The sequence below is a fragment of the Glutamicibacter sp. AGC84 genome (assembly GCF_053543575.1).
Window position 1 is genome coordinate 264,705 of the sequence record NZ_JBLVOC010000027.1, and the last position, 13,097, is coordinate 277,801.

Sequence of the window (13,097 nt, forward strand, 5' to 3'; positions counted from 1 at the left end):
GGCCCCTACAACCCCCCCACCGGCCGGGGCTCCCGGCCGTTGGCGATGTACCAGATGGCGACTAGGAGTCATAGCCGGACTGGATATTTTCAAGCACTTCCTTGGTCGGCTTGCCATCGACCCAGTCCACCAGGCCCTTCCAGAAGGAGTCGGAGCCGACGCTCTTGGGCATCAGATCAGACCCGTCGAAGCGGAAGGTGGTGTTCGGATCCTGCAGCAATTCAACAGCGGAACGCAGCAGATCGCTGCTGGCGTTCTCCGGATCAAGCCCGGAGTTCGCCGAGATCACGCCGCCGAGTCCAACGCGGCTATTGGCCCAATCCGCGCTGGCCAGGTACTCCTGGACCTTGGCGGTATCCTCATCAGTGGAGAAGGCGGCAACGAATTCACCGCCGCCTACAACAGATACGGGGTCATCGGCTTTGGCTGGCGGGGCAACGAAAGCCCAGACATCCCCGTCAGGCGCCACGGTAGCCTTCTCGCCATCGGCGTTCTTGGAATCCAGGACATATCCTTCCAGGAAGGACGCCTGGTGGGTCAGCGGGCAGGTCCCCTTGGCCACAGCCGTGCCAACATCTCCGAAGGCGGTGGCGTTGATCGACTTCACGTCGCCATATCCGGCGTTGACCTGCTCTGGGTCCAGCAGGATCTTTCCAACGGAGTCGAAGGCGCTGGTGATTTCTGGCGAAGTGAATTCCAGATCGCCCGAAACCCACTTGTCGTAGGCTTCGGTTCCCGACTGGCGCAGGACCGCGTCTTCAATCCAGTCGGTCCCCGGCCAGCCCGATGCCTCGCCCGAAGCGAATCCGGCACACCAGGCCGGTTCATTGGTCTGCTTCGAGATTTCGGTGCCCAGGGTGGTCATTTCATCCCAGGTTTCCGGGACGCTCAAGCCCCACTGCTCGAACTGCTTGGGCGAGTACCAGATGTAGCCTTTCACGCTGGCCATCAGCGGCACCCCGTACTGCACCCCATCGACCTTGCCGTAGTTCTGCCAGTCTTCGGACCAGTTGCTCTGCAGCTGGGACTGGACTGCTTCGGGAAGTTGCTGCACCTTGCCCTGGGCCACGGTGGCCTGCAGCAAGCCGGGTTGCGGGAAGACGGCCAGGTCCGGGGTGTCGCCGCCCTGGACCTTGATTCCGATTTGGGATTCGAAGTTCTTGTCGCCGGTGTAGCGGATCTTGATGCCATTCTCCTCGGACCACTTGGCCCAGGATTCTTCCAGCAGTTCCGCTTCAATGCCGGTGACCGGACCGTAGATATCGACGACTCCGTCGGGTTGGCCCACTTGCGCTTCGCCACCGCCGGAGGCGTTGGGGTCATTGGGGTCTGCTCCGCCCGAGCAACCGGCCAGGAGCAGGCCGATTGCTGCCACCGAGATAACCGGCGCGAACTTCTGCCCGCATTTTGCTTTAGTCATGATGCCCTCCACGTTGGGTAATGCCCTGCCGGATGAGGCGGCCTGGCACGAGTGATCCCCTCAATAGTGACGCAGGTCATCGACGCGCGTCAACAGTTATGGCAGAACACCCTGGAGAAATTGGCGCGGGCAGATCAATGCGGTGCCGGACCCGAGCTGTCCCGGACCACCATCAGCGGCGCGACCAGTTGCTGCACCGCCGGTTGGGAACGTCCCTCGATCTGCTGCACCAGGGCGTCCACCGCGGCATGGGAAATGGCCTCCCCCGGCGGAGCTACCGTGGTCAGCGCCGGGGCAACCATCTCGGCCGAGCGGTCGCCGACCCCCAGTGCGATCACCGAGAGGTCATCGGGAATCCGCAACGCAGCCATGCCAGCGGCGTTGACAAATCCCGCGGTGGCGAACTCCTTGAGCGCCAGCACCGCAGTGGGTCGCGGGCGCAGTTCCAGGTAGGCCTCCAGCGCCGCGCGGCCGCCGCGGGCGTTATTTTCCACCGGCACTTCCTGCATCGCCATGCCCCGATCGCGCACGGCATCGCAGATGGCCCGGGCCGTGCGGATGGCCGGGCCGTTGCCGGCTTCCTGGTCTTCCACCGATACGTTGATGTACATGATGGATTGGTGGCCGAGGCTCGCCAAATAGTCCACCGCGATGCGCCCGGCCTGGGCAAAATCATTATCGACATAGGACAGGTCCGCGCTGTCATCGGGACGGCCAATGGAGGCAAAGGCAATGCCCGCGCGCCGCAGGACATCAAAGCGCGGGTCATTGATCGACACTTCCATCAAGAGCACCCCGGCCACCAGCTTCTGCCCGACCAGGCTTTCCAATCCCATGGCATCGGTCATCGGATTGGACCACAAGAGCATGTGGTAGCCCAGCGCGCGGGCACGCTCCATGGCGGCGGTGACGTACTCGAACTCGGTGGAAGAATAGCCGTCCAAGCTGGTGGGAAAGTGCAGGGCAAGGATGCCCCGGCGCGATCCGGCCAGGCCCTGGGCAAAGGCATCCGGGGTGTAGTTCAACTCCCGCATGGCCGCCAGGACCCTGGCCTTGGTCGCCTCGGAAATGGTGCGCCGGCCGCTGATCACGTAGGACACGGTACTAGGAGATACGCCGGCCAAGCGCGCCACGTCGTTCCTGGTAGCCATGGGCCCACCGCCTTTGGTTATTCCAACTCGTCATCCCTATTGAAACACGGCGGCGGGCAATCCCCCCTGGGTCAGCGGCTGGCGACGAATGCCTGCACGCAGGCCTCGATATCCTCAGCCGAATGCGCGGCAGAAAGCTGGACGCGGATGCGCGCGGCCCCCTTGGGCACTACCGGGAAGCTGAAGGCCGTCACGAAGACGCCCTGCTCCAGCATCTTGCCTGCGACCTCTGCGGCCTTGACCGCGTCTCCGAACATCACCGGAATGATGGCGTGCTCGCCGTCGAGTAATTCGAAGCCCTCTTCGGTCATGCGGCGGCGGAAGTGCGCAGCGTTCTCGAAGAGCTTCTCGCGCAGGTCCCCGGAGTCCACCACCAGGTCCAGCGCCTTCAACGTGGCAGCCACGATCGATGGAGCCAGCGAGTTGGAGAACAGGTACGGGCGGGCCTTCTGGCGCAGCATCGCGACAATCTCGCCGCGGCCGGACACGTAGCCGCCCGAGGCGCCGCCCAATGCCTTGCCGAAGGTGCCGGTGTAGATGTCCACGCGGTCTGAGACTCCTGCATGCTCCGGGGTGCCGGCCCCGGTGGCGCCCATGAAGCCCACGGCGTGGGAGTCATCGACCATGACCAGCGCGTTGTACTTGTCAGCCAGATCGCAGATGGCCTCCAAGGGAGCCAGGTATCCGTCCATGGAAAAGACGCCATCGGTGACGATGATGGTGCGGCGGGCGCCCGCCCCGCCGCTGAGCTGCGCGGCAGCCTGCAGCTGGGTTTCCAGGTCGGCCATGTCCTGGTTGGCGTAGCGGAAGCGCGCGGCCTTGGACAAGCGGATGCCATCGATGATCGAGGCGTGGTTCAGCGCATCGGAGATGATGGCGTCTTCCTTGCCGAACAGCGATTCGAACACGCCGCCGTTGGCATCGAAGCAGCTGGAGAACAAGATGGTGTCCTCGGTGCCCAGGAATTTAGAGAGCTTGGCTTCCAGTTCCAGGTGCAGGTCCTGGGTGCCGCAGATGAAGCGGACCGAGGCCATGCCGAAGCCGCGCTCATCCATGGCGGTCTTGGCCGCGTCGATGATCTGCTGGTTATCGGCCAGGCCCAGGTAGTTGTTGGCGCAGAAATTCAGCACCTTCCGCGCATCGTCGCCCAGCGAGCCGGCCATGATGGAGGCGGACTGGGCCGAGTCGATGTGGCGTTCTGCCTTGAACAGGCCGGAGGACTTCAGCTCGTCCAATTCGGCGGCAAGCTGGTCTTTGAGATCCGTGTACATTGCAAATGCTCCTTGTTGATGCGGGAAATTCTTAGCCTGAGAAAACGGTCCAGTCGAGCACGACCTTGCCGCCGTGCCCGCTGCGAGCAGCTTCGAAGCCCTGCTGCCATTCGGTGGCCGGCAGGAAGTCGGTAACCACCGAAGCGATGCGCTCGCGCATCACCTCCGAGGAGGTGAGCATGGCGCTCATGGCGTACCAGGTCTCGAACATTTCGCGGCCGTAGATGCCGCGCAGGGTCAGCATGTGGGTGACAACCTTGCCCCAGTTGATGTCGATCGAGGTGCTGGGCAGGCCGAGCATGGCGATCTTGCCGCCATGGTTCATGTTCTCGATCATTTCCGGCAGGGCGGTCTTGTGCCCGGACATTTCCATGCCGTAGTCGAAGCCTTCGACCATGCCCAGCTTCTGCTGCGCTTCCTTGATGCGGGTGGGCGCGACATTCACGGCCAGGTCGATGCCCATGGACTGGGCCAATTCCAGGCGCTGCTCGGAGACATCGGTGATGGCGATGTTGCGGGCACCTACATGGCGGGCCACTGCCGCGGCCATCAGGCCGATGGGTCCGGCGCCGGTGATCAGCACGTCCTCGCCCACCATCGGGAACTGCAGTGCGGTGTGCACGGCATTGCCGAATGGGTCGAAGATGGCGCCGAGCAACGGGGTGATGCGCTCATCGCGGTGGATGTAGACGTTGCTTTCGGGGATCACCACGTATTCGGCGAATGCGCCGTCGCGCTGCACGCCTACCGAATCGACGTTGATGCACATCTGCTTGCGGCCCGCGCGGCAGTTGCGGCACAGGCCGCACACTACGTGGCCTTCACCCGAGACGCGGTCGCCGACCTTAACCCCGTGCACGAAGTCGCCGATTTCCACGACCTCGCCGTAGAACTCGTGGCCCGGAACCAGCGGGGTGTTGATCATGGCCTTGGCTGCATCGTCGTAGGCTTCGATGTGCAGGTCGGTGCCGCAGATTCCGGCGGTCATGACACGGATCTTGACCTCGTGGGCACCGGTCTCTGGTTCTGGGCGATCAACGAGTTCCAGCCCTGCGTGCGGGCCGGACTTGTACAGTGCTTTCATGCGGGTTCCTTTGGATTGGGCACCTCGGTGCGCGCAACACATACATGGGGTCGATTCAAGTGTCGCACCCGACAGCACGGGACAACACCTTAGAAGATCACTTATTTACTGATCCAACGATTTAGTATTTACTTCATGGAATTACATCAGTTGAGGATTCTGCGTGAACTCGCGGATTTGGGCAGCGTCAACGCCGTGGCGAGGGCCCTTTTTGTCTCACCCTCAGCGGTCTCGCAGCATTTGGCGCAGCTGCAGCGCAACTTCCCTGCGCCCCTGACCCAGAAGGACGGACGCAGGCTGGTCCTAACAACCGAGGGAAAACTGCTGGCCTCCGCCGCAGCGTCAGTCGCTTCGACCCTGGCCGAGGTGTCAGCGAGGATCCGCACCCAGGAGCAAGAGCGGGACACCCCCATTCGCATCGCGGGATTCCATTCCATTGGGCAGACCATTTTCGCCCCGTTGCTAACCTACCCGGAAGGCCAACTGCCCCCGCTGCGCTTTTCCGACGAAGATGTCTCGCAGCAGGATTTTCCGGCGCTGACCTCGACGTACGATTTGGTGTTGGCACACCGGATGCCGCACACGGCCCCTTGGCCCGAAGACCGGATCAGCGTTATACCTCTGGCTTTCGAACCGCTGGACGTGGCGATCCACCGAGATCATCCCCTGGCCAAATTCGAGGAGCTCTCCCCCGAGCAGGTGATCGACGAGCCCTGGGTCGTTTCCCGCTCAGGGTACTCACCGGCCGACGTCCTGGAAACCATCGCCGCGCTGGCCGGTAAAGCCCCGCGGATCGAGCACCGGGTCAACGACTACGCCACCGCCGGCGCCTTGGTTGAAGCCAGTGGTTGCCTGGGAATCCTCCCACGTTTCACAGCACGAAAGACTCTGGATGAAACGGTGACTTTACGACCAATCAAGGGATTGAATTCAGGGAGACAAATCGACCTCTTATTGAGAGCCGAACATTTGCATCGAATTACCATCAATGATGTCATCGAGGCGATCAGGAGCACCGTGAAACGGCTGGTCATCAACTGATTCTGCAACTCGGGCAACACGGTTTCAACCATTCCGAATTCGCGGCTACCAAGCTCTCTTGATCTCACAAGACGCGCTCTCTCAAGCTGCTGCACCCTGAACAGCCAAGTCCTCGCTCAGCATGCCTTGCATCAATTTCCGGTCGCCGGCTCCGTGCCGACGGCCAACCGTAGAGGATGGGTTCTGCAAGCCGGATAGTTCGCTGCGTCGCTTCACATTCTGAGCCCTGCGAAGACAAGTGACTGGCTCCTCTGGAAGTGAATTGCCGAACAAGCGGAACCCTCTTCAATCTATTTCGTTCACAGCCCAGACTGTTGACATGTATCGGTTAGTCGACCGTCAGCAATGCAACTTCCAAAGAGTGGAAACAGGCAACAGCCTGCCTCGCGTTTTCATCGGGTCGGGAGCTTCAGGCCAAACGAACAGAGGGCTAGTCTCCGTTAAAGAGGGTTCCACAAGAATCAACATTTCCCACGAATAGCGCTCGAGCACCAGCGCACGATCGAGCAACAACAGATGTTTTCTTCCCCAGAAACGCTGTGGCGCCTTTCGCTCATTTTCCATGTCCCGCATAAGGTCCCTTCACCGGGCATTTTCTCAGGCGGGGTATATGGGAATCTGAAATGTTTGAAAACTCGGAGTTTCAAAAATTAGCCGAGTCAAGAAAACGTATGTCCCGTATGATGACCGGCTTACGGGACACCCATGGCCAGCTCTCAAATTTATTTCGCTCATCCCTGACAGAGCGGCCGCATCCTCGTAATTCAATTCGTAGCGACATTAGTAAACTCATCTCATGGAAGAGCCTATGAAACACTATGTGTCCTGCGGATTACTCGTACGCTCGGGGAGAGTTTTTCTTGTGCATCGCTCCCCTTCTAAGGCCAAATATCCCAATGTCTGGGATCTTCCAGGAGGCCACATTGAAGAGTTCGAGAACAGCCGACAAGCAATTGTGCGTGAGCTTCGCGAAGAGTTAAACGTAGAAATAGTCGAGCCAAACACGGAAGATCTACTTGCCACTCGTCAGGAAGAAAATCTCTTCCTAGAAATTTGGCGGGTCTCTGAATGGGATGGCGAGATTATCAACGCTGCACCCGATGAACATGACGATTTCGGGTGGTTCACTTTGGATGAGGCAAGCAGTTTGGATCTGGCCAGTGACGATTATCAGGCTCTTTTCAAACAGGTACTCGACTTCCTGCCCCGAAGAAGGTTCCCCATAGGGTGCGATGACGAAGGTAAACGTTGCTGTGTTTGAATGAAGTATGAAAGCTTCGAGTAAGGCCGTTTGCCTGACAATAGGACTCCTGCTGACTCTCGCAGGAGCAGCAGGTAGTTTCGTGATGTTCTTGCAGCCATGGCGGAGCTGTCCTGAGATTGATGACAGTTCTGCGGGCTGCCCTGCGACATCAAGCGACACAGCTTTACTTGGGCTTGCCATAGCTATATTTCTCTTTGGCATAGCGTTCTTGATCATGTCCAGGAAGCCAGAGCGGATTCAGCTCGACGCTGCCGGCCGCTTTGGGAAACTCGACTAAAGCCCGAGACCGAGTCGCATCAGCAATTGAGCGGCGCTCTGCATCTACCTTGCACCGTCCCAGTTGACGTTCCGCATACGGAATCTTAGAACGGGGGAATTCGTCAGTCGAGCCAGGGGAATCCCTCAGGATTTTCGGTGGCACGCATGGAAACGGCTTCGAAGTTGTGAAGCTGTGGGGTGATCGGCAAATTTTCGGGCTCCACTGCAATCTCAGCCAAGACAGGAACCATTTCCGTGCTGACCAACTGGCACTCGGTAATCAACCCCAGGACAGGGTCGGTGTAGCTGGGCATTCTGGTAAAGCCACTGCGCGGAAGAACGTAGACCACGCCGGCATCGGTAGGCATCTGGCCGTCCTCGGTAGAAGCAAACGAAAGGAAGATGCGCCGCTCAGACCATGTCCCGGCTGTTGTTCCCGGATAGAAGCAGGCGTTCAAAAAACGCCTACATGCCGAAGAGCGGATGGCATAGGCAATGGCCCACGTGGGATCCTCGGTAGCATAGACGGCAGTCGTTTTTGAGAATTCATCAAGGCTGTAATCAAGGGGAGCACGAGGCTCAATCCACGACAGGCCAGATGTTCGTGAACCGTGCAGAACGATGTCGTTCGTTGCGACAAGTTCGGCTAACCGGGTCCAGGTCGCGTCTCCCCTCGTTGGGGCAGGGACGTGCCAGGTAGATGCGACCATGCTTCAAAGGCTAGCAGCGCATTTATCTGTCCATCAAGAAGGCATCAGTGCCGGGTTGATCGGACCTGTCGGCGAGTGATTCATTCGTTTGAACACTTAGCTACCACGCTAGTGAGCGCATTGACGATTCATCGTGTGCCGCTGAGCAAAGCTCTCTGCCGTGCGTCCCGGTGAAGGTTCCCCTTACAGGACGTTCTCAAATGCCATTCCGGACAAACTCCTAACGGGACAAAATGACTGTCCCCGCGGCGGTGAGACGCTCTTTCTGATGCCGAAAGCAAAGCACTGCTAGAGGTAACGGGCGCGACGAGGCTTCCATTATGGCGCCTGGTTGCTCGTCGCGCCCACACTGTCACCAGTGACTCTAGGACGGCATCCTTGGGGTTGCGTCCTTGACCACCGTCTGGTCCTTAAGAGTGAGTGTGTAGGAAATCGCCGGAGCGGGTCCACCGTTGCCCTCCAATTCGTCGCCGAGGGCCTTTCCCGGCCACCACGCGGCGTATCTGCCGTCCTGAACGGTGGCTTCGACCAATTGGCCGTCCGGGGTCGTGATCGTTACAGCTGTTACATCCTCACCTACGTTTCCGTGGGTGAGGGCAATTTCGGGGCGATCACCGAACCCGAATATATTGCCACCACGAAATTCGGCAATGTTTCCCTGAGTGAATTCCCCCGCAACCGGGAGGAGCCCTTGATCGCCTCCTCCCCTGCTGAAATCAATGTTGTCAGCCTTTTGTGCTCCGGCAGGCAAGTGGGCTAGACACATACCTGCCATGTGTTCGGAAGCGGTGTAAAGCAAGACCACCCATTCACCCCGTCGTTCGGCCAGATCCAATTGCGGGGAGGATAGGTCCAGGTGGCCGCGGCAGGCCGCATCGGCTACAGCCTTATCGGTGCTGCTGATGGAAGTTGGCACAGCATTCCATGACGCATACGCCGTACCATTGCTTCCCGTCCCCGGTAGGAGCACCACCGTTGCGGTGATGGCAGCCACCGCGGCCAGAGCAATGGGAGCCCCTATCCGGCGTACAGGTCTGAGTCGACGTTTACCGATAGCACCACTCATGGTATTTCCGTTGTCCGGATCGCTGGCGAGAATTTGTTGCAGCCTCGCGTTCGCCCTCATCCGTCCGGCCTCGTCCAGATCTACTTGGGGAGCGGAATCCAGGGGTCGAAATGCGTCTAGTTCCAGGTATTTGTTCTTATCCATGTCAGTCACTCCGTCATGAGGGATCCGGCGAGGGGTGCCGGGAAGGGGGAAGCATCGAGTTCGTGTCGCAACGATTTGCGCGCACGATGAAGCCGGATGCGGTAGGCCGCCGATGAAATCCCTAGTACTTGGCCCGCCTGTGACGAAGAAAGATCTTCCCAAATCGTCGTGGCCAGGACTTCTTGGTATTCAGGGCGCAGCCGTTGCCAGGCGGAGGTCAGGTCAATGCGTTGATGGGTCAGCTCGGCTTCGGCGTCAGTGTAGGTAGGTGTCCGGGCTGCGATCCGGACCGCCAGCGCTCCTTGGCGTGCCTGCCCACGTTGATTGTTAAGCAGGCAGTTCCGCGCGGTTGCGAACAGCCAGGCTCTGGCATCGTCGTGCTTAATAGGGAGTTCGTCCAAACGCCGCCAGGCGGCAAGAAAGGCCTCGTGGACGATGTCCTCCGCGTGGTCTGGACCTGCCCGTCGTTGGATGAATCGCAGGACATCGGTGTAGGCCAATTCATACAATCTGGAGAACCGCGCCTCCCGATTCTGCTTTATTTCTGAAGTGCTCATACCTATACATGTCCAGTCGGTGCGAGTTGTTACCCGAGACGGGATCCAATTTATGATTGCCCAGACCATGTCTGATCTTGGGGTGATGAACTCTTGAAGGGACTCGCTCATTCCCGACATTGGCGAACGCAGCCATTCCCCGGACCTTCTGGGCCAGAATAGCTTGGTTGTCCCGTGGCCCTAGAATCGATCTAGTCAACAGCCCGCCTCATTTCCCGCCTGTTCAGTCTGGTGCCGTGTTGCTGTCCCGTAGAACGTTCGGCTTACGGGCGCTCCTGTAGAGGACCCCCTAACGGAACGCTGTTCAAAGCAGACCCCTTGCGAGACGAACAACCCAAAGATCGGAGTCCTCGGCCTTCCCGACGAGGCACTTAATCCGAACGGCACTTGTCAGATTGCAACAGGCCGTGGAATTGCCGGTAGGCTCTGAAAGCATGTCGCTGGGACGAGAGTATAGGAAGCTGTGGGCCGGGAACGCGGCCTCCAACTTCGGCGACGGCATGAGTTTCGTAGCCATTCCACTTCTGGCTACGGCCCTAACATCCAACCCCTTGCTGATCGCGGGCCTGTCGATGGTCTATTCCGCCGCCAAGTTCCTGGTCGTTCTGCCGATCGGAGCTTTCGTTGACCGGCTGGACCGCAAAACCATTCTGTGGGTCGCCAATCTGAGCAGAAGCATCCTGTTGATCGCACTGGCAGTGTTGGTCGCCACCGGCACCGGGTCAATCGTCGCCCTCTATGTGGTCTTTACTTTGATAGGGCTCCTGGAAACGGCGGCAGACAACTCGGCACTATCCATCCTGCCGTCCCTCGTGCACACCAAGAACCTGGACAAGGCCAACAGCCAGATCACAGCGACCCAACTTGTCGCGGATGAATTCATCGGTCCACCGCTCGGCGGACTGCTGTTTGCCGCCGTCATCTCCTTGCCTATCGCCATCACGGGCGGGGCCTACGCGGCAGCAGCCCTGTTCTTCCTGGGGATGGTCGGCAATTTCCGTCCCAAGCGGCTCAACGCCAAACCTCCTTCTTTGCGCCGCGAGGTGGTCGAGGGTGCCGCCTGGTTGGTACGTCACCGGCTGTTGCGCTCACTGGCGATCATCAGCGGGCTGGCCAGTGTCGCGTACATGATGCCGTTTTCGATCCTCGTCCTTTTTGCCGAGGACGTCTTGGGCTTGGGGGCGCCCGGCTATGGGATTTTGCTTTCGGTCTCGGCCCTCGGCGGACTCATCGGGTCAGCCGTGGCCGCGCCGCTGCGGCGCAAGATTGGCTACGCCGCGACCACCGCGGGCAGCTTGGTCCTTGGATCGCTCAGCTTGTTTGCTATCTACGTGACCGATGTTCCCTGGGTGGTGGCATTGTTCTTGGCCGCATATATCTTGCATGCCGTGCTTTTCAGCATTTGTCTCAGTTCCCTGCGCCAGCGACTGGTCCCGGACGAGCTGCGTGGACGGGTCAATGCCGTCTCCAAATTGTTCGGCCTCGCCGGCCTCACCATCGGAGCTGCGCTTGGGGGCCTGTTTGCGACGGCCAGTGGTCTTGCAACCCCGTTCCTGGCGGGGGCACTCGTGTTCGCCCTCTGCGCTCTCATCGCATGGCCGAGCCTACGGACATGGGAGAACGCCAACCCCGCAGTCTCATGACCCAAAGCCGTGTCCCTCCACCCCGTTGCAAAGGGATGTCTCGGCCTTCCCACGGTTCCTGTCCCGGTGAAGATTCGGCTTATGGGACAGTATGGGAACATTATGGAATGCCTACCTTTGACCTCCGTCCGTTAACGGCCGGACAAGTAGAATTGCACGACGCTCGACGGAAACGCCGCTGGACCGTCGATCTAGAACCTTTCGAAATTGGGGCTATCTCCGTCACCACGGCGCAGTACGGGCAACTGATGGGTACTAGCGAAACAGGTTCCCAAGCACCTCTGGTAGATATCAATTGGTTGGAAGCCATCAAGTTTTGCAATGCAGCGTCAATGAATGAGGGGCTTGCCCCTGCATACATCTTCGAGGCAGGCGAGGTAAGTTGGCAGACCGACGCCTCCGGGTACCGACTGCCTACCGAAGCCGAATGGGAATACGCGTGCCGCGCTGGCACCGTGGGGCCACATTATGGCTCCCTCGATGCCATTGGGTGGACAGCGGATGACAAGCTAGAGAACCCGAAGGAAGTTGGTCAAAAACTACCCAATGCCTTCGGACTCCACGACACCCTTGGAAACGTATGGGAATGGTGCTGGGATCTACTCGATCCGGCCCGCTACGACGATTACCGAGTCTTCCGCGGGGGCGGTTTTGCTGATAAGTCGTGGAGCGTGCGGGCTTCGACGCGCCGCGGTGGTGCGCCTGGGATGAGCCACCCAGACGTTGGTCTGCGCATTGCACGGGGCGCTTTCGATGAGGAACAGGCAGCGCAAGGCTGGTCAGCCGAGGTTGATTCTGAACGGGGAAAGATCACTGGCATGCTGCCATCGGGGTGGACGCCCCGGCGATATTGAGACTGACCAATGCAGGACAGCCCATATACATTGTGGCGAGTGTCCCGCAGGAGATTCCCTTTTTGGGACGGCTCTAGAACGCCCGCTTGATTACGCTCGAGCGCGATAGATTGTGAGCATGAGTGCAGAAAAGATCAGGGCAACTCTCGTTGATCCTCGATACGTCAGTCAGGAAAACCCGAATCCCGTGTATCGGGTGGACTTCTGGGACGAGGACCGTGTCTGCTACGAGAACCGAATTGAAGACGCAGAAAGCATTGTTGACGTCCTCGCGTGGACAGAAGCGCATCGCCACGGCCGCTACGCCGTGATCTGGGTCGAATACACCTATGAAGGCGGGATCGGCATGACTCGACTCCACGGCTGGATACCAACAGAGGCAGGATCGTCTTCTGCCAATGACCCCTACTTCAGGCAGTAGTCACGCAGCGGCTGACTGACATGTAGGACATGACACGTTCAGAGTCCCATAGGATGACCGCTACAGTTGTTGCCTAGGCCGGGCAAATTGGTCTAGGCAACAACTTTTTTACTCAGGCCCTATCGATGGTCTCCTTATTTGGTGATAGCCCCCGCCAATGAGGTAGTCGCCGCTAATGCGTTCGATGGTGGCCATCGACTGGGGCGACTTGGC

At 59.5% G+C, this 13,097-nt stretch carries 12 protein-coding genes; 5 read left to right on the plus strand and 7 right to left on the minus strand.

Annotated features, from left to right (window positions below):
* Nucleotides 1-61: 61 nt before the first annotated feature.
* From ACNPN0_RS17705 to tdh, 4 genes are all read right to left on the minus strand, one after another.
* Nucleotides 62-1,420 (minus strand): ABC transporter substrate-binding protein, encoded by a 1,359-nt coding sequence (locus ACNPN0_RS17705; RefSeq protein ID WP_448937495.1) that lies wholly within the window; start codon nt 1,418-1,420, stop codon nt 62-64.
* Nucleotides 1,421-1,554: 134 nt separating this feature from the next.
* Complete coding sequence (locus ACNPN0_RS17710; protein WP_448937496.1) at nt 1,555-2,571, minus strand: LacI family DNA-binding transcriptional regulator; 1,017 nt, start codon at nt 2,569-2,571, stop codon at nt 1,555-1,557.
* A gap of 71 nt (nt 2,572-2,642) precedes the next feature.
* The gene (locus ACNPN0_RS17715; protein ID WP_448937497.1) at nt 2,643-3,842 is read right to left on the minus strand and encodes a glycine C-acetyltransferase; all 1,200 of its coding nucleotides are present in this window, start codon (nt 3,840-3,842) and stop codon (nt 2,643-2,645) included.
* Nucleotides 3,843-3,873: 31 nt separating this feature from the next.
* Nucleotides 3,874-4,926: an L-threonine 3-dehydrogenase gene (gene tdh, locus ACNPN0_RS17720; protein WP_448937498.1), complete on the minus strand. Its 1,053-nt coding sequence runs from the start codon at nt 4,924-4,926 to the stop codon at nt 3,874-3,876.
* A gap of 135 nt (nt 4,927-5,061) precedes the next feature.
* On the opposite strand from tdh, the gene ACNPN0_RS17725 reads away from it, so the two are divergent.
* Both ACNPN0_RS17725 and ACNPN0_RS17730 read left to right on the plus strand, forming a co-directional pair.
* Nucleotides 5,062-5,967, plus strand: coding sequence for a LysR family transcriptional regulator (locus tag ACNPN0_RS17725; RefSeq protein WP_388024056.1), 906 nt, complete (start codon nt 5,062-5,064; stop codon nt 5,965-5,967).
* Nucleotides 5,968-6,763: 796 nt separating this feature from the next.
* Nucleotides 6,764-7,228: an NUDIX domain-containing protein gene (locus ACNPN0_RS17730; protein WP_400342673.1), complete on the plus strand. Its 465-nt coding sequence runs from the start codon at nt 6,764-6,766 to the stop codon at nt 7,226-7,228.
* 383 nt (nt 7,229-7,611) lie between these two features.
* Here the strand turns inward: ACNPN0_RS17730 and ACNPN0_RS17735 are convergent, their stop codons facing one another.
* From ACNPN0_RS17735 to ACNPN0_RS17745, 3 genes are all read right to left on the minus strand, one after another.
* Nucleotides 7,612-8,199: a hypothetical protein gene (locus tag ACNPN0_RS17735; RefSeq protein WP_400342672.1), complete on the minus strand. Its 588-nt coding sequence runs from the start codon at nt 8,197-8,199 to the stop codon at nt 7,612-7,614.
* A gap of 364 nt (nt 8,200-8,563) precedes the next feature.
* Complete coding sequence (locus tag ACNPN0_RS17740; protein ID WP_448937499.1) at nt 8,564-9,409, minus strand: hypothetical protein; 846 nt, start codon at nt 9,407-9,409, stop codon at nt 8,564-8,566.
* Nucleotides 9,410-9,414: 5 nt separating this feature from the next.
* Nucleotides 9,415-9,966, minus strand: coding sequence for an RNA polymerase sigma factor (locus ACNPN0_RS17745; protein ID WP_448937500.1), 552 nt, complete (start codon nt 9,964-9,966; stop codon nt 9,415-9,417).
* Nucleotides 9,967-10,400: 434 nt separating this feature from the next.
* On the opposite strand from ACNPN0_RS17745, the gene ACNPN0_RS17750 reads away from it, so the two are divergent.
* The 3 genes from ACNPN0_RS17750 to ACNPN0_RS17760 all read left to right on the plus strand — a co-directional run bounded on the left by ACNPN0_RS17750 (nt 10,401) and on the right by ACNPN0_RS17760 (nt 12,884).
* Nucleotides 10,401-11,609, plus strand: a complete 1,209-nt coding sequence (locus ACNPN0_RS17750) for an MFS transporter (protein WP_448937501.1) — start codon at nt 10,401-10,403, stop codon at nt 11,607-11,609.
* A 107-nt stretch (nt 11,610-11,716) separates the two neighbouring features.
* Complete coding sequence (locus ACNPN0_RS17755) at nt 11,717-12,463, plus strand: formylglycine-generating enzyme family protein (RefSeq protein WP_448937502.1); 747 nt, start codon at nt 11,717-11,719, stop codon at nt 12,461-12,463.
* Nucleotides 12,464-12,581: 118 nt separating this feature from the next.
* Entirely contained in the window at nt 12,582-12,884 is a 303-nt protein-coding gene (locus ACNPN0_RS17760) for a hypothetical protein (protein ID WP_448937503.1), read from the plus strand.
* Nucleotides 12,885-13,097 lie beyond the last annotated feature (213 nt).

What these genes read in the sequence shown, in the direction of transcription:
- ACNPN0_RS17705 (WP_448937495.1), bottom strand. Translation starts at nt 1,420, where the DNA reads ATGACTAAAGCAAAATGCGGGCAGAAGTTCGCGCCGGTTATCTCGGTG.
- ACNPN0_RS17710 (WP_448937496.1), bottom strand. Translation starts at nt 2,571, where the DNA reads ATGGCTACCAGGAACGACGTGGCGCGCTTGGCCGGCGTATCTCCTAGT.
- ACNPN0_RS17715 (WP_448937497.1), bottom strand. Translation starts at nt 3,842, where the DNA reads ATGTACACGGATCTCAAAGACCAGCTTGCCGCCGAATTGGACGAGCTG.
- tdh (WP_448937498.1), bottom strand. Translation starts at nt 4,926, where the DNA reads ATGAAAGCACTGTACAAGTCCGGCCCGCACGCAGGGCTGGAACTCGTT.
- ACNPN0_RS17725 (WP_388024056.1), top strand. Translation starts at nt 5,062, where the DNA reads ATGGAATTACATCAGTTGAGGATTCTGCGTGAACTCGCGGATTTGGGC.
- ACNPN0_RS17730 (WP_400342673.1), top strand. Translation starts at nt 6,764, where the DNA reads ATGGAAGAGCCTATGAAACACTATGTGTCCTGCGGATTACTCGTACGC.
- ACNPN0_RS17735 (WP_400342672.1), bottom strand. Translation starts at nt 8,199, where the DNA reads ATGGTCGCATCTACCTGGCACGTCCCTGCCCCAACGAGGGGAGACGCG.
- ACNPN0_RS17740 (WP_448937499.1), bottom strand. Translation starts at nt 9,409, where the DNA reads ATGGATAAGAACAAATACCTGGAACTAGACGCATTTCGACCCCTGGAT.
- ACNPN0_RS17745 (WP_448937500.1), bottom strand. Translation starts at nt 9,966, where the DNA reads ATGAGCACTTCAGAAATAAAGCAGAATCGGGAGGCGCGGTTCTCCAGA.
- ACNPN0_RS17750 (WP_448937501.1), top strand. Translation starts at nt 10,401, where the DNA reads ATGTCGCTGGGACGAGAGTATAGGAAGCTGTGGGCCGGGAACGCGGCC.
- ACNPN0_RS17755 (WP_448937502.1), top strand. Translation starts at nt 11,717, where the DNA reads ATGCCTACCTTTGACCTCCGTCCGTTAACGGCCGGACAAGTAGAATTG.
- ACNPN0_RS17760 (WP_448937503.1), top strand. Translation starts at nt 12,582, where the DNA reads ATGAGTGCAGAAAAGATCAGGGCAACTCTCGTTGATCCTCGATACGTC.